This window comes from Agrobacterium sp. LEGMi-208b (assembly GCF_059511785.1).
The window spans coordinates 1,668,734-1,687,406 of sequence record NZ_CM183445.1 but is presented as its reverse complement, the minus strand read 5'-3'; the positions used below and the strand labels follow the sequence as shown (position 1 = coordinate 1,687,406).

23 protein-coding genes are annotated in these 18,673 nt (G+C 59.0%); 7 read left to right on the top strand and 16 right to left on the bottom strand.

The features are described 5' to 3' along the window. Positions 1-85: 85 nt before the first annotated feature. From AC5YUO_RS08350 to bfr, 4 genes are all read left to right on the top strand, one after another. Positions 86-1,267 (top strand): acetyl-CoA C-acetyltransferase, encoded by a 1,182-nt coding sequence (locus tag AC5YUO_RS08350; RefSeq protein WP_400817452.1) that lies wholly within the window; start codon positions 86-88, stop codon positions 1,265-1,267. 172 nt (positions 1,268-1,439) lie between these two features. Next, positions 1,440-2,165, top strand: coding sequence for an acetoacetyl-CoA reductase (gene phbB, locus AC5YUO_RS08345; protein WP_400817449.1), 726 nt, complete (start codon positions 1,440-1,442; stop codon positions 2,163-2,165). A gap of 267 nt (positions 2,166-2,432) precedes the next feature. Next, positions 2,433-2,744, top strand: a complete 312-nt coding sequence (locus AC5YUO_RS08340) for a (2Fe-2S)-binding protein (RefSeq protein WP_279656547.1) — start codon at positions 2,433-2,435, stop codon at positions 2,742-2,744. Then, a complete protein-coding gene (bfr, locus tag AC5YUO_RS08335) occupies positions 2,710-3,195 on the top strand; it encodes a bacterioferritin (RefSeq protein WP_400817447.1) in 486 nt (161 codons plus the stop codon). The genes AC5YUO_RS08340 and bfr overlap by 35 nt, the downstream gene beginning before the upstream one ends. A gap of 42 nt (positions 3,196-3,237) precedes the next feature. Here bfr and AC5YUO_RS08330 read toward each other — a convergent pair whose 3' ends face one another. The 14 genes from AC5YUO_RS08330 to rplU form a co-directional block, all read right to left on the bottom strand. After that, complete coding sequence (locus AC5YUO_RS08330; RefSeq protein ID WP_020811992.1) at positions 3,238-3,750, bottom strand: RNA pyrophosphohydrolase; 513 nt, start codon at positions 3,748-3,750, stop codon at positions 3,238-3,240. Positions 3,751-3,796: 46 nt separating this feature from the next. Then, a complete protein-coding gene (locus tag AC5YUO_RS08325) occupies positions 3,797-4,996 on the bottom strand; it encodes a divergent polysaccharide deacetylase family protein (protein ID WP_496152966.1) in 1,200 nt (399 codons plus the stop codon). A gap of 62 nt (positions 4,997-5,058) precedes the next feature. Next, on the bottom strand, positions 5,059-6,387 hold the full coding sequence (locus AC5YUO_RS08320) for a S41 family peptidase (RefSeq protein ID WP_400817441.1): 1,329 nt from the start codon (positions 6,385-6,387) through the stop codon (positions 5,059-5,061). Next, positions 6,377-7,774, bottom strand: coding sequence for a murein hydrolase activator EnvC family protein (locus tag AC5YUO_RS08315; protein ID WP_496152965.1), 1,398 nt, complete (start codon positions 7,772-7,774; stop codon positions 6,377-6,379). Before AC5YUO_RS08315 ends, AC5YUO_RS08320 begins: the two co-directional genes overlap by 11 nt. Positions 7,775-7,921: 147 nt before the next feature. After that, positions 7,922-8,404 carry a 23S rRNA (pseudouridine(1915)-N(3))-methyltransferase RlmH gene (gene rlmH / locus AC5YUO_RS08310; protein WP_496152964.1) on the bottom strand — a complete coding sequence of 161 codons (483 nt, stop codon included), beginning with the start codon at positions 8,402-8,404 and terminating at the stop codon, positions 7,922-7,924. Positions 8,405-8,563: 159 nt separating this feature from the next. Beyond that, positions 8,564-9,052: a ribosome silencing factor gene (gene rsfS / locus AC5YUO_RS08305; RefSeq protein WP_400817523.1), complete on the bottom strand. Its 489-nt coding sequence runs from the start codon at positions 9,050-9,052 to the stop codon at positions 8,564-8,566. A 69-nt stretch (positions 9,053-9,121) separates the two neighbouring features. Next, positions 9,122-9,706 carry a nicotinate-nucleotide adenylyltransferase gene (locus AC5YUO_RS08300; RefSeq protein WP_496154830.1) on the bottom strand — a complete coding sequence of 195 codons (585 nt, stop codon included), beginning with the start codon at positions 9,704-9,706 and terminating at the stop codon, positions 9,122-9,124. A gap of 42 nt (positions 9,707-9,748) precedes the next feature. Continuing rightward, the gene (locus tag AC5YUO_RS08295; protein WP_496152963.1) at positions 9,749-11,035 is read right to left on the bottom strand and encodes a glutamate-5-semialdehyde dehydrogenase; all 1,287 of its coding nucleotides are present in this window, start codon (positions 11,033-11,035) and stop codon (positions 9,749-9,751) included. Further along, complete coding sequence (proB, locus tag AC5YUO_RS08290) at positions 11,028-12,197, bottom strand: glutamate 5-kinase (RefSeq protein WP_496152962.1); 1,170 nt, start codon at positions 12,195-12,197, stop codon at positions 11,028-11,030. The genes AC5YUO_RS08295 and proB overlap by 8 nt, the downstream gene beginning before the upstream one ends. Then, entirely contained in the window at positions 12,194-13,264 is a 1,071-nt protein-coding gene (gene obgE / locus AC5YUO_RS08285) for a GTPase ObgE (RefSeq protein ID WP_035265258.1), read from the bottom strand. Before obgE ends, proB begins: the two co-directional genes overlap by 4 nt. 219 nt (positions 13,265-13,483) lie before the next feature. Next, complete coding sequence (locus AC5YUO_RS08280; RefSeq protein WP_496152961.1) at positions 13,484-14,074, bottom strand: GNAT family N-acetyltransferase; 591 nt, start codon at positions 14,072-14,074, stop codon at positions 13,484-13,486. Further along, positions 14,071-14,703, bottom strand: a complete 633-nt coding sequence (locus AC5YUO_RS08275) for a GNAT family N-acetyltransferase (protein WP_003505256.1) — start codon at positions 14,701-14,703, stop codon at positions 14,071-14,073. The genes AC5YUO_RS08280 and AC5YUO_RS08275 overlap by 4 nt, the downstream gene beginning before the upstream one ends. A 128-nt stretch (positions 14,704-14,831) precedes the next feature. Beyond that, positions 14,832-15,101, bottom strand: coding sequence for a 50S ribosomal protein L27 (gene rpmA, locus AC5YUO_RS08270; protein WP_003492686.1), 270 nt, complete (start codon positions 15,099-15,101; stop codon positions 14,832-14,834). 40 nt (positions 15,102-15,141) lie between these two features. Further along, complete coding sequence (gene rplU, locus AC5YUO_RS08265) at positions 15,142-15,456, bottom strand: 50S ribosomal protein L21 (RefSeq protein ID WP_003492690.1); 315 nt, start codon at positions 15,454-15,456, stop codon at positions 15,142-15,144. 332 nt (positions 15,457-15,788) lie between these two features. On the opposite strand from rplU, the gene AC5YUO_RS08260 reads away from it, so the two are divergent. After that, positions 15,789-16,229, top strand: coding sequence for a metallopeptidase family protein (locus AC5YUO_RS08260; RefSeq protein WP_003520258.1), 441 nt, complete (start codon positions 15,789-15,791; stop codon positions 16,227-16,229). Positions 16,230-16,248: 19 nt separating this feature from the next. On the opposite strand, the gene AC5YUO_RS08255 is transcribed toward AC5YUO_RS08260, so the two are convergent. Further along, the gene (locus AC5YUO_RS08255; RefSeq protein ID WP_003492695.1) at positions 16,249-16,455 is read right to left on the bottom strand and encodes a DUF1737 domain-containing protein; all 207 of its coding nucleotides are present in this window, start codon (positions 16,453-16,455) and stop codon (positions 16,249-16,251) included. Next, positions 16,452-17,363 carry an HpcH/HpaI aldolase/citrate lyase family protein gene (locus AC5YUO_RS08250; RefSeq protein WP_496154829.1) on the bottom strand — a complete coding sequence of 304 codons (912 nt, stop codon included), beginning with the start codon at positions 17,361-17,363 and terminating at the stop codon, positions 16,452-16,454. Before AC5YUO_RS08250 ends, AC5YUO_RS08255 begins: the two co-directional genes overlap by 4 nt. Positions 17,364-17,473: 110 nt before the next feature. Between AC5YUO_RS08250 and AC5YUO_RS08245 the strand changes: the two genes are divergently transcribed. Then, a complete protein-coding gene (locus AC5YUO_RS08245) occupies positions 17,474-17,704 on the top strand; it encodes a hypothetical protein (RefSeq protein ID WP_020809819.1) in 231 nt (76 codons plus the stop codon). Positions 17,705-17,869: 165 nt separating this feature from the next. Further along, positions 17,870-18,475 (top strand): 3-isopropylmalate dehydratase small subunit, encoded by a 606-nt coding sequence (gene leuD / locus AC5YUO_RS08240; RefSeq protein ID WP_065114390.1) that lies wholly within the window; start codon positions 17,870-17,872, stop codon positions 18,473-18,475. Positions 18,476-18,673 lie beyond the last annotated feature (198 nt).

The window sequence follows — 18,673 nt, the reverse complement described above, 5'->3', positions numbered from 1 at the left end:
TAGCAACATCTTTTAAAGCAACTTTCGGCATTTGACTTGTATTGAAAGCTTTGCCAGTCTCCGCCCGCAAGTGAGGAGAAAACTGATGACCCTGCCTTCAATCGTGATTGCCAGCGCCGCACGCACAGCCGTCGGCTCTTTCAATGGCCACTTCGCCAATACGCCAGCCCACGAACTCGGTGCGACCGTCATCAGCGCCGTGCTGGAGCGCGCCGGTGTGGCGGCGAGCGAAATCGATGAAGTCATTCTCGGTCAGGTTCTGACAGCAGGTGAGGGGCAGAACCCGGCGCGGCAGGCTGCCATGAAAGCCGGCATTCCACAGGAAGCAACCGCCTTCGGCCTCAATCAGCTCTGCGGCTCCGGCCTGCGCGCCGTGGCCCTTGGCATGCAGCAGATCGTCACCGGCGACGCGAACATTGTCATTGCCGGCGGCCAGGAATCCATGTCCATGGCACCCCACTGCGCCCATTTGCGTGGCGGCGTGAAGATGGGCGATTTCAAGATGATCGACACCATGCTGAAGGACGGCCTCACCGACGCCTTTTATGGCTATCACATGGGCATCACCGCTGAAAACATCGCCCGCCAATGGCAGCTTTCCCGCGATGAGCAGGACCAGTTTGCCGTCGCATCGCAGAACAAGGCTGAAGCCGCGCAAAGTGCCGGCCGTTTCGCCGACGAGATCGTGGCCTTCACGGTAAAAGGCCGCAAGGCCGATATCGTCATCGACACCGATGAACATATCCGCGCTGGCGCCTCGCTGGAAACCATGGCCAAGCTGCGCCCCGCCTTCGACAAGGAAGGCACAGTCACGGCCGGCAACGCCTCCGGGCTGAATGACGGTGCCGCCGCCACACTTTTGATGTCGGAACAGGAAGCAGGAAAGCGCGGTATCAGGCCGCTGGCCCGTATCGCCTCCTGGGCGACGGCGGGCGTCGATCCGCAGATCATGGGCACCGGTCCCATTCCCGCCTCCCGCAAGGCGCTGGCCAAGGCCGGCTGGTCGATCGGTGATATCGGGCTTGTGGAAGCCAATGAAGCCTTCGCAGCCCAGTCCTGCGCGGTTGTGCGCGAACTTGGCCTCGATCCTGATATCGTCAACGTCAATGGCGGGGCGATTGCCATCGGCCATCCGATCGGTGCCTCCGGTGCGCGCGTCCTCAACACCCTCATTTTCGAGATGCGCCGCCGCAACGTGTCGAAGGGTCTCGCAACGCTCTGCATCGGCGGCGGCATGGGTGTCGCCATGTGCATCGAAGCACTCTAGAAACCGCTACGCAACTTGCCAAAAAGCAATTCCGGTTCGGTGCGCAATAGGGTAGAAGCGGCCTCCCATTGGCCGCATTTCTGTGGCCGGTGAGCACGACAAACAAGTTCTGCAAGACAGAGAAGCATCCTCGCATATGCAAGCGCTTCGATCACAGGTCATGGAGGCCGATATGAGCCGGGTTGCTTTGATTTCCGGCGGGACGAGCGGCATAGGCGCCGCAATCGCCCGCGCCCTCCAGGCGGCCGGCTACCGGGTGGCCGTCAATTACGCCTTCACGACGGACAGGGCGGAAGCATTCCGGAAAGAAACCGGCATCCCGGCTTTTCAATGGGACGTGCGCGACTATGACGCCTGCGTCAATGGCATAGCCCAAGTGGAAGAGACCTTCGGTCCCGTCGAGGTGCTCGTCAACAATGCCGGCATCACCCGCGACGCGATGTTCCACAAGATGTCGCCGCAGCAATGGCGCGAGGTGATCGACACCAACCTCACCGGCGTGTTCAACATGACGCATCCCGTCTGGCCGGGCATGCGTGATCGCGGTTTCGGCCGCATCGTCAATATCTCCTCCATCAATGGCCAGAAGGGACAGGCAGGGCAGGCCAATTATTCCGCCTCAAAAGCGGGCGATATCGGCTTCACCAAGGCGCTGGCCCAGGAAGGCGCCAGCCGCAATATCACCGTCAACGCCATCTGCCCCGGCTATATCGGCACGGAGATGGTAAGAGCGATCCCGGAGAAGGTCCTCGCCGAACGGATCGTGCCGCAAATTCCCGTCGGACGATTGGGTGAACCGGAAGAAATCGCGCGCTGCGTTCTGTTTCTGGTTTCCGACGAGGCCGGTTTCATCACCGGCTCGACCATGACGGCCAATGGTGGCCAATATTTCGCCTGACGCCGCCCGTCCCTGTCCTCTCGGCCACCTGAACTCAGTAAACTTTTCGTGATGTCGCTTTCGATATTTTTGCTGCGCACAAAAACTTGAAGGTGAAACACTGGAAAGACAGGAAGCCTAAACCAATGAAAATACGATAGTTTTTGTATAGTTTAGAATGAGTCTAGAAAATCCTGAGCGCCTTGCCGAGAGGTTTTTCTTGACATTTGCTGTCCTGTTTTGGTTTAAGAATGAAAACAACGTGTTGCGTCATACAGGCAGTCCATCATGCTGGTTTGCAGCTGCAATTACATCACCGATCACGATATCCGGGACGTCATTAACGAGCTCCTCGACGAGGACTGTTGGCAGCTCATCGTTCCGGCAAAAGTGTATCACGCCATGGAAAAACGCGGCCGCTGCTGCGGCTGTTTCCCCACCGTTGTCGACCTGATCATCAAAACCACCGAAGAATATCATGCCCGTCGCCACTCGACTGAGGCCGATGTTTTTGATTTTATGTCCCGCTTGAAGCAATTCCATGAAGACAACAGGAGAGCGGACATTGAAAGGCGACAAAAAAGTCATCGAGCGGCTTAACGAGGCCCTTTTTCTCGAACTCGGTGCGGTAAACCAGTACTGGCTTCACTATCGTTTGCTGGAAGACTGGGGCTACACGAAGCTCGCCAAAAAGGAACGTGCTGAATCCATCGAGGAAATGCAGCACGCCGACAAGCTGGTCGCACGCATCATCTTCCTTGAAGGTCATCCCAACCTTCAGACCGTCGCGCCGCTGCGCATTGGCCAGAACGTGAAGGAAGTCCTGGAATCCGACCTTGCCGGCGAATATGACGCCCGCACCTCCTACAAGAAATCGCGTGATATCTGTTATGAGGCCGGAGACTACGTCTCCATGAAGCTTTTCGAAGAACTGCTGATCGACGAGGAAGGCCATATCGACTTTCTCGAAACCCAGCTGGAACTGCTCGGCAAGATCGGCGTGGAAAAATACGGCCAGCTCAACGCCGATTCCGCCAACGAAGCGGAATAAGCACTGGCGACAGGACAGAAAAGGCGGCCAAGGCCGCCTTTTTTATTTGCCGGAAAGGTGCTGGAACTCCGCCACGACCTGTTCGTATACCGCGCGCTTGAACGGCACGATGAGTTCCGGCAGGCTTTCCATCGGCTTCCAGTCCCAGGCGTCGAATTCGGCCGTATGCCCGGTCGGCGGCGGATCGATCTGGATCTCGCTTTCGTCGCCTTCGAAGCGGAACGCGAACCAGCGCTGCGCCTGCCCGCGATATTTGCCCCTCAGGCCGATACCGATCAGTTCAGGTGGCAGGTCATAGTGAATCCAGTCGCTCGCCTCCGCAAGCAGGCTCACCGTTTTCATGCCCGTTTCTTCGTAGAGTTCGCGAATGGCGGCCGTCAAAGGCCGCTCGCCGTCATCGATGCCGCCCTGTGGCATCTGCCACAAATGCGGTGAGCCATCATATTCGGAATTGCCTTCCTTGATACGCCGGCCGGCCCAGACAAGGCCCTCGGCGTTCAGCACCATAATTCCCGCACAGGGACGGTAAGGCAAATCTTCTGCTTTGATTGTCATGGGAAACCCGCACTGTCTGAGCGCCAGAAATGGCCGCAGGGAAGGTTTACTGCCCTGCCTGCCCGGAAACAAGCGCAGAAACACCGACAATCTCGATGCCGCGCCCACCAGCCTCGCGCGACCACTTCGAGATCGCCGCAACGCTTTCATCGAAAGCCGACGCAACGCCGATTGCCTGGCCGTTACGCCGCGCAATTCGCTCCAGTTCGTCCAGCTTGCGTAAAATCGCAGCTTCGGTGACTTCGCCGTCGAGCAGAATATCGGCGAAACCCTGTGGGGCGGAAATCGCCTTGGCGATACCGCCGCTTAGCGACTGCGCAGAGGAACCATCATCCAGAAATAGCAGGCCACGCTTGCCTATATCCCGCATTACCGGCTCCAGCGCCGCCTGCTCGGCAAGGAAACGCCCACCGAGATAATTCATGATGCCGGTATAATTGGTTATTTTCGCCATGGAACGATGCAGGCGGTCAATGTTGACCTTGGCGGGATCACCCGCCAGCAGGGTGTCCGGGCCGGGATTGGTACCCGGATAACCGAAAGGCTCGAGCGGTATCTGCAGAAGGATTTCATGTCCTTGCCGGCGCGCCTCCTGCATCCAGCGTTGCAGGCTGTTGCCGCTGGCGGCAAAACCGAGCGTCACCTCCGGCGGCAGTTCCCGGATCGCTTTTTGCGACCCTGTCTGGCTGAGACCCAGCCCGCCGACCACAATCGCCACCCGGGTACCGCGTGCGCCGGACCAGGGCCGCGCATATTGCTCCATCGGCCGCAAGCCGTCCGCACCGATGACCGGCAACCCGCCGAATGCGGTTTCTTCCAGCAGCTCCTCATTGGGTCGCGTCGCCATGCGCGGATCCTGACCATAGGTCTGGCCGCTCATCAGCACCGGCCCGTCACCCTCGCGGGGACGGGGAGAATAAACCGATACGACATTGCCGTCTGGCATCGTCTCGCGATTGATATTGGCGCCCGAGCGCCCGCTTTGCGGCTGGAGACCGGCGGCATTGCCGGGAGCCGTCACATCCGCCGGTGCTATTTCAGGTGTTTTTTCGGCAAGCTGAGGCTGTGCATCCGGCCCGCTCGCCGTCTTCTGCAAATTGCCGGGCGAAAGCGCCGTGTAGACGGACAAGCCGCCGATTGAAAAAACCGCAAGCACCGACAGAGCCATAATGACGGAAAAGCGCCGGTTGATACCGGCGCTTTTTTTCTGACGACCCATAAGCGGTTTTCGCAGGTCCGAAGGCAATGAACGATCCGTCCAAACGGTTGGGCAAGAGATGGAATGCGCCGGCTGACCGGCGCACTATCTTACTGCTTGTTGACCACAGCCTTTTCCGGGTTCGGCGGGAAAGACGGATCCGTCTTGCTGCCGCGCAACAGGTCCAGAGCATAGTTGAGCTGGATGTCGTCCTTGGCTTCCGGCGGAACATAGGCAGAGGAACCCGAACCTTCGTCGGTTTCGCTCTGGCCCTTGATGTGGCCGGAAAGACCGGATTCACCTTCGGTTGTCACCTTGCCCTGCAGCTCAGGCGGCAATGGCTGCTCCACCTTGATGTCAGGCTCGATGCCCGTACCCTGGATCGATTTACCCGACGGCGTGTAATAGAGCGCCGTGGTCAGGCGCAGTGCGCCCGCTTCACCCAGCGGAATGATCGTCTGGACCGAACCCTTGCCGAAGGAGCGCGTGCCGACCACGGTCGCGCGGCGCAGATCCTGCAGGGCGCCGGCAACGATTTCCGAAGCCGAAGCCGAACCGCCATTGACGAGCACGATGACCGGCTTGCCATCGGTCAGATCGCCTGCCGTCGCGTTGAAGCGGCGGGTCTCGTCGGGGTTACGGCCACGGGTCGAAACGACCTCACCACGCTCAAGGAAGGCGTCGGAGACATTGATCGCCTGATCGAGCAGACCGCCCGGGTTGAGGCGAAGGTCAAGCACATAACCCTTCAGCTTGTCGGCCGGCACATCCGCCTTGATCTTCTTGATCGCCTTTTCGAGATCGTCATAGGTCTTCTCGGTAAAGGAGATGACGCGCAGATAACCGACATTGTCACCTTCGACGCGGGACTTGACGGCGCGCACGGCAATGACATCACGCATGACGGTGAATTCGAGCGGCTTGTCGGCGCCCTGACGGATGATCGTCAGCTTGATCGGCGTCTTGACCGCGCCGCGCATCTTTTCGACCGCCTGTTCCAGCTTCAGGCCACGAACCGGCGTACCGTCGATTTCCGAAATGAAGTCGCCGGCGAGAATGCCTGCGCGGGAAGCCGGCGTGTCGTCGATCGGCGTGATGACCTTGACGAGCTCGTTCTCCATGGTCACTTCGATGCCGAGACCGCCAAATTCACCCTTGGTCTGGGTGCGCATGTCATTGGCATCCTTGGCATTCATGAAGCTCGAATGCGGATCGAGCGAGCTCAGCATGCCGTTGATGGCGTTTTCCACCAGCTTCTCGTCATCCGGCGGCGTCACATATTGTGCGCGCACGCGCTCGAACACGTCGCCAAAGATCGACAGTTCCTTATAGGTCGAAGGCCCGGCCGCCTGTGCCGGCATGCTCGCCGAATAAATCACGCTCATCGCCGTGGCGCCCATAAGCCCACCGATAAGGAGAAGCGAAACCTTACGAATCATTGTGCGCCCTTCCGGTATTTTTTGCGGTCCACCACGGTTGGGAATCAACCGGTACACCGTCTTTCCTGAACTCAATGTAGAGCGTTGGCCTGTCGGTTTCCAGCGCCAATGCTGCTGCACTCGCTACTCTTTTTGCACCCATGGAGGCGATGGGCTCTCCGGAGAACACGAACATGCCCTGCCGCGTCCTCACATTGTCCATGCCCGTCATCACCACATGATATCCATCACCCGTATTGAGGATGATCATCCGGCCATAACTGCGAAAATCTCCGGCAAACACCACGAAGCCGTCTGCAGGCGCCGTCACGATGGCTTCCGGTCCGCTCGCAACGACAATTCCCTTGGAAAAGTGGCCCGTTCCGTCCGCATCGCCGAAGCGCCGCAGCACCTCGCCGGCAACCGGCACCTCCAGCTTTCCCTTCAAACTCGCGAAGGGATATGCGGGCGCAATACGGTTTTTATCGGGCATTCCAGCCTCGGCCGCGGCGCGCTCCTTTTCACGTTCCGCCTCCGAAAGACGGGCCAGACGCTGCTCTTCCGCCCGCGCCTTTTCCATCGCCTCCCGCACCGAGGTAATCTCGCCTTCAAGCGAACTGACCAGCCCCTCAAGGCTCGTCGCCTTGCTCGCAAGCTCTTCAGATCGCTTGCGTTCCGCCTCCAGCTCCGCCGCCGTCTGGGTGTTCTTGCGGTCATTTTCGGCAATCAGCAGGTCAAGGCGTTTTTCCTCTTCCAGACTTGCCGTCATCATACCCGTAAGATCGTCCTTTTCGCGAGCGATTGCCTGCCTCAGATCGGTCAATTCTTTGAGAGCGGCGACCAGCTTGTCGGTTTCACCGCGAATGCCGGGCACGACGGCGCCGAGAAGAATGGCGCTTCGCACGGACGCAAGCGCATCCTCCGGCGAGACGAGAAGGGCGGGGGGCGGATTTCGGCCCATGCGCTGCAACGCCGCCAGAACTTCCGCCAGCACCCCGCGTCTTTCCCGCAGCGACGCCTTGACGCCATCCTCGCGCACCGAAAGCTTGGCGAGGCGATCCTCACCATCGCTGATCTTGGTTTCCAGCGCCTTGCGCCGGGCAGCGGATGCGATCAGCTCCTCCCGGATGCGGGCGCTGTCCTGATTGAGGGAGGCGATGCTCTCCTCAAGCGTCCTTGTCTTGTCTTCCGAAAGACCGATGCTGTCTACCAGTTCCTCCAGATCCTGCCGGTTCTGGTCGCGGCGCTTCTCCAGCGTCTGCAGCGCATCCGGAGAGGAATCATCGCCTGTGGCCGGAACGGCACCCGCATCGTCCCGCGAATAGGTCGGACCGATCCCCAGGACGAAAGCAGCAATAACCGCGCCCGCAAGGGCAGCGTGCCGTTTTCGTTGAGGCCTGTTGTCCATGTGAACTTTCTTTGATGCCGAAGCAGGAGCGTCGATATTAGGGATTTTGCCGCGATCTTCCAAGAGGCCTGAGAAAGGCCGCCCGCTGCCAGCGGTGTCGCGGAGCTTCATGTTAAAATTGAGACATTTCTCCGAATCGGAGCCCGTTCAAACGCGATGATAGGGATGGCCGGAAAGGATTGTGACGGCACGGTAGAGCTGTTCGGCAATCAGGATACGAACGATCTGATGCGGCCATGTCAGCTTGCCGAGATTGAGAACGGCCGTCGCCTTGTCATAGAGCGTGGGGTCGAGCCCGTCGGCTCCGCCTATGGCAATTATGAGATCGCGCTTGCCGCTATCGCGCAGATCGCCAAAAAATGAAGCGAAGGCAGGACTATCGAGCGCTTTTCCGCGCTCGTCCAGCAGGACGAGGGCAGCTCCATCAGCCAGATGTTTTTCCAGCATCGCGGCTTCTTCGCGCTTGCGGGTCTCCGCATTGGAAGCGCGGCTTTCGGCAACCTCGATCACCCGTGAAAACTCCAGCCCGATCGCCGGGCCGGTCTTTGCCAGGCGCTCGGTATAACGGGCCGCAAGATCCTTTTCAGGGCCGGATTTCAGCCGTCCCACCGCAAAAATTGAAATCCGCATCGCAAACCTGCATTCGTCGTGACCCAACAGGGTCACGCTCTTAACAGCATAGCCTGCGGATTCCTATGCGGCCGGTCTGATTTCCGGCCAGAGGCACCGTTTCCGAAGTCAGATATGATCTTCGGCAAAAGCGATGCACTCGCTCAAAGGCTCACCGCATCAATGCAGCGTCTCTTCCGGCATATCCGGCGTCGCCCACATTTTTTCAATGTTATAGAAGGCGCGGATTTCCGGACGGAACACATGAACGATGATATCGCCGGCATCGATAACCACCCAGTCTCCGGCCTCAAGACCTTCAACGCGGGCGTTTCCGAACCCTTCATCCTTCATATCTTTCAGGAGATGCTCGCAAATCGCCGAGACATGCCTGTTCGACCGCCCGGAGACCACGACCATGTAGTCCGCAAGTGCCGATTTTCCGGCAATGTTGAGAGAGACGATATCTTCAGCCTTGGAGTCCTCGAGGCTCGCGAGGACGGTTTCGAGGGCATGGCCGGCGGCATCGGCGCCACTGTCCTGACCCTTCGGGATAGCAACGAACGCTCTTCCCTTGGCGTGTACTGTTGTCAGAGGTTTTCCTTTCCAAGAATGACAAAACAGGCACTGCGCGACGCGATTCTCTGCGTCACACAATAAAGGTGGCATCAAAACATTAACTTTTCAAGATATGGAGCCTTTGACACCCGGCCCATACATCATTTGTGATCGAAGGCGTCATTTGCGACCGTTTCGCAGTGCCGTGGAGCTGAGTGTCGAACGCGGCCCATGAATGAAAACCCAGGCGGGAGCGCGTTTTTTCCACAAAACGCCGGCATCGTCCTCATCTATCCGCGCCTGGCTGAAAGCCTGCGCCATGGTGGAGGAGAGGTAGGACAGAGTCGAACCCGGTCGATCGATCACCGCGATTGGGAAAGTCTCAGCGATGGTGCGCCATTTCTGCCAACGGTGAAAACTCTTCAGATTGTCGGCGCCCATGATCCAGACGAAGCGAACATGCGGATTCTTCGCCTTCACCTTGGCAAGCGTATTGGCCGTATAGCTCATGCCCAGCGATTTTTCGAAGGCCGTGACCTTGATGCGGGGATCATGAACAAGCTTTTCGCAAGCGGCGATGCGGTCTTCGAGGGACGCCAGTTCCGAACGGCTTTTCAGTGGATTGCCCGGAGTGACGATCCACCAGAGCTGATCGAGACCCAGCCTGCGCAGCGCTATTTCCGCCACCAGCGCATGGCCGGCATGCGGCGGATTGAAGGAGCCGCCGAAAAGCCCGACGACCATGCCGCGCTCCACATGCGGCATGGTGAGATAACGTCTGTCGAGGCGCTTATCGGCCGGCAAATATCACGTCCGTGTCTGGCCGGTGCCATGCACACGGTATTTGAACGAGGTGAGTTGCTCGACGCCGACAGGACCGCGTGCATGCATCTTGCCGGTGGCGATGCCGATTTCAGCACCCATGCCGAATTCGCCGCCATCCGCGAACTGCGTCGAGGCATTGTGCAGCAGAATGGCCGAATCGAGTTCGTTGAAGAACCGTTCGACCACATCAGGGTCCTCGGCAATCACCGCCTCTGTGTGGTTGGACGAATAGGTGCCGATATGATCGATCGCACCGGAAATGCCATCCACAACGGCGACCGAAATGATCGCATCGAGATATTCGGTGCGCCAGTCCTCCTCCGTTGCCGGCACCAGATCCGCCACCACATCGCGAACCGCCTGCGAACCGCGCACTTCGCAGCCAGCTTCGATCAAGGCCTTGACGAGCGGCGTGAGATGCGTGGAAACGGCAGCGGCATCCACGAGCAATGTCTCTGCCGCCCCGCAAATGCCGGTGCGGCGCATCTTGGCATTAACGACGATACGTTTGGCCATGTCGAGATCGGCAGATTTGTCGACATAGATATGGCAGATGCCCTCGAGATGCGCGAAGACCGGCACGCGGGCTTCCGACTGCACCCGCGCCACCAGGCTCTTGCCGCCGCGCGGCACGATCACGTCAACCGTGCCGTTCAAACCGCTGAGAAGCGCACCGACGGCGGCACGATCGGTCACCGGCACGAGTTGAATGGCATGCTCAGGGAGCCCGGCAATCTTCAGGCCTTCCACGAGGCAGGCATGGATAGCACGCGATGAATGTTGCGAATCCGAGCCGCCGCGCAGGATCACGGCATTGCCTGCCTTGAGGCACAAAGCGCCGGCATCCGCCGTCACATTCGGGCGGCTTTCGTAGATCACACCGATAACGCCGAGCGGCGTGCGCACGCGCTCGATTTTCAGCCCATTCGGGCGATCCCAAGCGGCGATGACTTCACCGACCGGATCGGGCAGCGCGGCAACCGAGCGGATGCCTTCGGCAATGCCGGCGATGCGCGCATCGTTGAGCGTCAGCCTGTCCACAAACGAAGCGGCAAGGCCGGCGCTTTCCGCAGCGGCCAGATCCTTGCGGTTGGCGGCGAGGATCGCATCCTTCGAGGCTTCGATGGCGGAGGCCATGGCAAGCAGCGCGCGGTTCTTCTGGTCTGTGCCCGCAATGGACAACGGTCGCGAAGCAGCTTTCGCCTGAGCGCCGATGGTCAACATCAGCGCGTCAATATCATGGCTCTGCTTCACGGCCTGTTCAGGCATGGACCTCATCCTTCTTTGCATTCTTAACTTTGACGGCAGCGCCCGTCATCACCAGATCGTCACGATGGATCATCGCCGCCCGCCCGACATAACCGAGGATCGCCTCGATCTCGTTCGACTTGTGACCGATGATAAGACGCGCTTCCTCCGCATCGTAACCCGCAAGGCCACGAGCGACTTCACGGCCTTCGGCGCCGATAATGGCGATCGCATCACCGCGTCCGAAATTGCCTTTCACCTGCCGCACGCCTGCGGGAAGCAGGCTTTTTCCGGCATAAAGCGCCTTTTCGGCCCCTGCATCCACATGGATTTCGCCGGCCGGCTGCAATTGCCCGGCAATCCAGGTCTTGCGCGCCGTCACCGGCGTTCCCGATGGGGCGAACCATGAGGAGCGCGCGCCGTTTTCAATAGCCTTCAAGGGATTAAGCGTCTTGCCGGAGGCGATGATCATGCCGCAGCCGGCAGCGGTCGCGATCTTGCCCGCGTCGATCTTGGTACGCATGCCGCCGCGAGAAAGCTCGGATGCCGCACCGCCTGCCATGGCCTCGATTTCGGGCGTAATATCGGCGATCGTCTCAAGGAATTTCGCGTCGGGATCGAGATGCGGCGGAGCTGTGTAAAGCCCGTCAATATCCGAAAGCAGCACCAGAAGATCGGCACCCGTCATGGTCGCCACACGTGCCGCCAGACGGTCATTGTCGCCATAGCGAATTTCGGTGGTCGCCACGGTATCATTTTCATTGATGATCGGGATAGCGCCGATCTTCAGCAGCTGGTTGATGGTGGCGCGCGCATTGAGATAACGGCGGCGCTCTTCGGTATCGGAGAGCGTCAGCAGAATCTGGCCGGCGACGATCTCATGCCGTGACAGGCTTTCCGACCATGCCCGCGCCAGCGCGATCTGGCCGACAGCCGCCGCCGCCTGGCTTTCCTCCAGCTTCAATGCACCGGAAGGCAAGCCGAGCACGGTGCGGCCAAGCGCGATGGCGCCCGAAGAGACGACTTGTACATCCGCGCCGTTTTTCTTGAGCGCGGCGATATCCTCGCAGATGGCGTCGAGCCAGTCTTTCTTGAGGCCGGTCTTCCGGTCCACCAGAAGCGCCGATCCGATCTTGATGACGATCCGGTGGTGGCTCGCCAGCGGCTTGCGCATCAGGCTCATAGACGGTCGTCCTCTTCCTCGGCCTCGCTGTCCTCATGCGGCATGGACCGGTCGGGCAGGGCGGTTTCACCGCCATTGCTCGCCGAGACGATGACATCGCGAAGGGCGCGCAGCGCTTCCGTCATACCGATATGCGCGGCAGCGGATAGCAGGAGCGGAGGACGGCCGCAGGCCTTTTCCAACTCCTTCGCCTTCTTTTTCAATTCTTTTTCATCCAGCACGTCGATCTGCGACAGCGCCACGATTTCCGGCTTGTCGGTCAAGCCGCCGCCATAGGCATCCAGTTCGGCTTTAACCGTCTTGTAGGCCTTGCCGACCTTTTCTTCCTGCGCGGAAACGAGGTGCAGCAGCACGCGGGTCCGCTCCACATGGCCGAGGAAACGGTCACCGATGCCCACGCCCTCATGCGCACCTTCGATCAGGCCGGGAATATCGGCCAGCACGAATTCACGGCCGTCAATGGTCGCAACGCCGAGGTTCGGATGCAGGGTGGTGAAGGGATAATTGGCGATCTTCGGCCGCGCGCGGGTCACCGTCGCAAGAAAGGTGGATTTGCCGGCATTGGGCAGACCAACGAGACCGGCATCGGCGATCAGTTTCAGGCGAAGCCAAACCGTCTTTTCCTCACCCGCAAGGCCCGGATTAGCGTGGGTGGGCGCCTGATTGGTGGACGACTTGAAATAGGCATTGCCGAAACCGCCATTGCCGCCGGCGGCGAGACGAAAGCGCTGGCCTTCCTTGGTGAGGTCGACGATCAGCGTCTCATTGTCTTCCTCGAAGATTTGCGTGCCGACCGGTACCTTCAGCACCACATCCGAACCCTTGGCACCGGTGCGAGTCTTGCCCATGCCGTGCTGTCCGATCGAGGCCTTGAAATGCTGCTGGAAACGGAAGTCGATAAGCGTGTTGAGACCGTTGACCACTTCGACCCAGACATCGCCGCCGCGTCCGCCATCACCGCCGTCAGGACCGCCGAATTCGATGAATTTTTCGCGCCGGAAGGACACAGCGCCCGCGCCGCCGTCACCGGACTTGATATAGACTTTTGCTTCATCGAGAAATTTCATCGGACTGCCGTTCTGTCGGTTTGCGGACGCAACAATCTTCCTGCTGCGTCGAACAAAAATATCGTCGTTTCGAATACAAGCGCTTCTCCACGAGGTCAAAGACTATCGTGCGGGAAGCCCATGCGCGAGACAAGGCCGGTTTGGGGTAAACCGGCCTTGTTTAGGGCATCGGGCCGAAAAGTGTATAGCGGTTTTCGGAAAACCCAATGCTCCTCAATGTCAGCGATGTGGCGGGATGAAATCCTCAGCCGTGATCACCGTATCGATATGCGCCACCATGGCGGCGCGCGCCGTGGCGTAGATCTGGTGGCAACCGGTTACCTGGAAACCGAGTTTCTCCTGCACCCGTAGCGAAGCGGGATTATCCGCAAACACGCCGGAATGAAGCATCACCCCCGGCATGCGGCGGAAGAACCGTTCCACCACACCGGCCACCGCCTCGGTCATGTAACCCTTGCCCCAGTAGAAGCGGTTCAGCCAGTAGCCGAGATGCCACTCGCCATGCCGCAACTCCACCGAGACGATGCCGATCAGGGTATCGTCACCACTGGTGATGGCGAAATCCCAGTCGGGCAGGGTACCGGAGGTACGCAAGACCAGCCATTCCAGCGCATCCTGCTTGTGGTAGGGTGCGGGAACGCGGGCCAGCATTCTGGTCACGGCGAAATCGCCAAGCGATTCCGCAATGCTGCCGGCATCGGAAAGGCGCTGCGGCCGCAGCACCAGACGCTTTGTCTCGATGACAGGGCAGGGGCCGGGCGGCGCCACTGTCGTGGCAGTTCGCCGTCGGGTCAGTTCGAGCGCACTCATCCCATGTCCCCCCAGCTCTTCAGCGAAACCCAGGTCTTGCGGTCCAGCCTGTACCATTCGACCGGCACCATGCCGCCGAGCGCCAGCGAACCGACCATGCCGGAACCCTGGAACTGGAAACCGCACTTCTGGATGACGCGGCGCGAGGCGATGTTGGTGACCCGGCAACGGGCATCGATCTGGTCGATTTCACGCGTGCGGAAGGCCATGTCGATCAGCGCATGCGCCGCTTCGGTCATGTAGCCGCGGTTCCAGTAGGGTTCCCCCAGCCAGTAACCGATCTCCAGCGTCTTTTCATCTTCCTGGGGTTCGAGCGCGCAGCAGCCTAAAAACTCGCCATTGTCCATGCGGGTAATCGCATAGACGCACTTGCCAATCTCGCCAGCTTTGGAGCGTCGCACAAAATCCGCGGCGTCTTTGGCCGTGTACGGGTGCGGCATACGCGACACCATGGTCGCGATATTGGCATTGTTGGCAAGATGGGCAAGGGCGTCGATGTCTTCTTCGTGAGGCTTGCGCAAAACCAGCCTCTGCGACAGTAAAACGGGGCAATCGCTCCTCGACCGATCGGGCCTCGGCCGCTCTTCGGGTGACCGTGATTGGTCAACCCTCAACAATTCAGCTTGCATGGTTCAGTCCCTCCTTGGGGTAAAAGAAACAGGGGAGATGGTAGTGCCCCATCTCCCCTGTTTCTTGACTGAACTTTGCATTTCAGCCGGGTCGATGGGACACCGGCTGCATATAAACGCTTACCGGCTTATTCTGCGGCTTCCGCTTTCGGGGCCACGGATACGAATACGCGGCCATTGGCCTTCGTGCGGAAGTTCACGTTACCTGCGGTCAGCGCAAAAATCGTGTGGTCCTTGCCGATGCCGACGTTGGCGCCCGGATGCCACTGCGTGCCACGCTGGCGCAGAATAATGTTGCCTGGAATGACGGCTTCGCCGCCGAACTTCTTTACGCCAAGGCGCTTGGATTCAGAATCGCGACCGTTACGCGAGGAACCGCCAGCTTTTTTGTGTGCCATTGGAGTTCTCCTTTAAACCTTGTTTCCCGTGTCGCGCCGATCAGGCAGCAACGATGTCCGTGATGCGGACGACAGTGTGATGCTGACGATGGCCGCGCGAACGCTTGGAGTTCTGACGACGACGCTTCTTGAAGGCGATAACCTTCTTGCCGCGATTGTGCTCGACAACTTCAGCCTTGACGATGGCGCCCTTGACGAAGGGTGCACCGAACTTGGCATCAGCGCCTTCGCCGACCACGAGAACTTCGGTGAATTCTACAGTTGCGCCTGCCTCTGCTTCCAGCTTTTCGATGGTCAGCACGGCGTCGGCCGCTACGCGGTACTGCTTACCGCCGGTCTTGATGACTGCGAACATTTTTTATCCTTTCATGTTCGTTCCGGCTCTGCCCGCCAAAGCAAGCTGGCCGTCTTTTTATCAGTCGGAATTTGGTAGAAACCCGTCGAGACAAAATGTCCCTTTGAATATCTGCCGGTGAAGCCGCCTTTTGAGGGGCGGAATAAACGGAAGGCGCACTACGCCATCAATTTGGGTGCCGATTACGCGAGACGCCCATTTATGTCAAGATGACGACGGCCTGAAAAGTAACTGTAACGCCAAGAATTTCATGCTTTTTCGGCGGGTGAAGCAGACGGGTCTCGAAATTTGCCCCGCAAGTGTTTATATGGGCCTTCCAACAAGGAGCAGAAATGGCCCGCATAGACCAGACCGACGATTGGCGGGACCGCCATGCGCCGACACTTTCCGCCTTCGAGTCGCTTGCGATCGAGGCATATGGCCACCTGCCGGAAGAATTTCGCGCATTGACGAAAGATCTCATCATCGAGATCGCCGATTTTCCAACCGATGACGTGTTCGAGGACATGGCGCTCGAAACACCTTTCGACCTTCTCGGTCTCTTCGAAGGGCGCGGCATCTCCGAACGTTTCACCATGGAAACGGGCGAGATGGTGAACCGCATCACGCTGTATCGCCGTCCCATTCTCGACTATTGGGCCGAGAATGAGGAAACGCTTGGTGATATCATCACCCATGTTCTCATCCATGAAATCGGCCACCATTTCGGCCTCTCGGATGACGACATGGAGCGGATCGAGGAAAGCGCCGACGAGGCCGCCGCCGATCGCTGATCGGGGCGGCTATCACCGCTCATTGCTCGCCGAGCTTCATGTCCGGATGGTATTCCTTGCCTTCCACCACCTTGGTCACGGCCTGCCCGCAATGCATGACGCCGCTTGCGGCATTGAAGGCATAGCTGGGTGAACCCGCAAGTTCCCAGCCCTTGTTCAGCGCTTCGGTGACCCGGTGACAGAATTTGGAGTCGTCCGGACCGGTTATGAAACGATAGACCTTCACGTTTTTTTCGCCTTTCTTTGCGCGATGATATCGGCCATGGCGACCAGCCTTTCGGCCTGGCCCACATGCAGCCGTTCGATCATCCGACCGTTCATGTTGATGACGTTCAATTCCACAGATTCCGGTTTTGCGAAAGCGGCAATGATCTCGCGGGCTTCCGCAACCGCCGCTTCATCCGGGGCGAAATGCCGGTTGGCCGGTTCGATCTGGGCAGGATGGATCAGCATCTTGCCATCAAATCCCATGGCGCGCGCCTGTTCGCATTCAGCTTCAAAAGCCTCGATATCGCGAAAATCATTCGAGACACTGTCGATGACATCAAGCCCATATGCCCGCGCCGCAAGAACCACCTGCATCATCCACGGCACGAGATAGGTGCGGCCGGGAAGGCGCGGAACCCGCGTTTCCTTGCGCAGATCGTTCAGCCCGATGACGAAAGCGGCAAGCCGGGCATTCGGCGTATGGGCCGCATCGGCAATCGAGGCGGCATTCAGGACGCCGAACGGCGTTTCGATCATCGCCCAGATTTTCAGGTGCTCGGGCGCATCAGTTTCTGCCAGAAGATCGGCCAACTCATGAATATCGGAAGGCTGCTCCACCTTCGGCAATAAAACCGCATCCGGCCGGCAGGAAAGCACAAGCTGGAGATCCGCTTTTCCATCCGGTGTCGAAAGCGGATTGATGCGGATGATCGTTTCCCGTCCGTCGAAAGACGGACCTGAGAACAGCTTTTCCAGATTGTCCCGCGCCTTGCCCCTCATATCGGGCGCAACCGAATCCTCGAGATCGAGGATCACGCCATCACAGTCGAGCGTCCCGATTTTTTCGAGTGCCCGGACATTGATCGCCGGAACTGACAGCAAGGAACGACGTGGTCTCACGGAAATATTTTCGGAAAAATTGACGATGCCGCACTTGTGTCAAGCTTTTGTGACATCTGCAAGCCGACAATCCACTGAATCCTCTTGCAAGCCGGAAGAAGAAGGCCCACATTCGTCTGGATAGAAAGGTTTGGATCATGCAAGGCATACGTTCGTTTTTCATCGCCGCATCTGGCATTGCAATTCTGGCGATCGTCGCTCTTTTCACCGCGTCGCTTACGGTGGCTTTCATCGGCGTGCTCGCGGTTCTCAGCGCTGCCCGACTGCTTTCCGCGCGTCTGAAGCCGGCCCCCATTCCGGTCAAGCCGCGTAACCAGCGCGACATGCGCGTCTGGAACGACGGCAAGGGCACGATTATCGATCTCTGAGGTCGTTTAATCCGGTCAGGATGCGACAACGTCCCACGAGGCGTACCGAAGAACGCGGGTTTGCGCTTCTAAAGCGCCGATTTTTGCAGTATTTCCCCGCAGAGAACATCCGGCAGGCTTTCGTCAGTGCCGGATTTTGTTCAAGGGAAACACGGGAAGCGACAGATGGAAAAATTCACCAAGCTGACGGGCGTCGCCGCGCCCATGCCGGTCGTAAATATCGATACCGATATGATCATTCCGAAAGATTATCTGAAGACCATCAAGCGCACCGGTCTCGGCAAAGGTCTTTTCGCCGAATCCCGTTATCTCGAAGACGGTTCGCCCAATCCCGATTTCGTGCTGAACAAGCCCGCCTACCAGAACGCCCAGATTCTCGTTGCCGGTGACAATTTCGGCTGCGGCTCGTCGCGCGAACATGCGCCATGGGCACTGCTCGATTTCGGCATCCGCTGCGTGATCTCCACCAGCTTCGCCGACATCTTTTACAATAACTGTTTCAAGAACGGCATCCTGCCTGTTGTCGTCAGCCCCGAGAATCTCGAAAAGCTGCTGGACGACGCGTCGCGCGGATCGAACGCCGTTCTCTCCATCGATCTGGAGCGCCAGGAAATCAGCGGTCCCGACGGCGGCACGATTACCTTCGAGATCGATGAATTCAAGCGTCATTGCATGCTGAACGGTCTCGACGATATCGGCCTGACGCTGGAACATTCCGGCGCCATCGACACGTTTGAAAAGGCGAACGCCTCGGTCCGTCCCTGGGCCTGACCCCATTTCCGCTCTTCAAAAAGCCGATCCCGTACCAAACCGTACCGGATCGGCTTTTGCTTTGCTTGAAAAGCCCTTGAGGCGGAGATAAGAAGCCCTCGATCCCGTCCGGCTGCGATACGACCAGGCATGTGCAGGACGGAACGAGTTAGACGCCGCGCTCGCCGCCATCGAAAACCCTTCATGATGTTTTCCGGC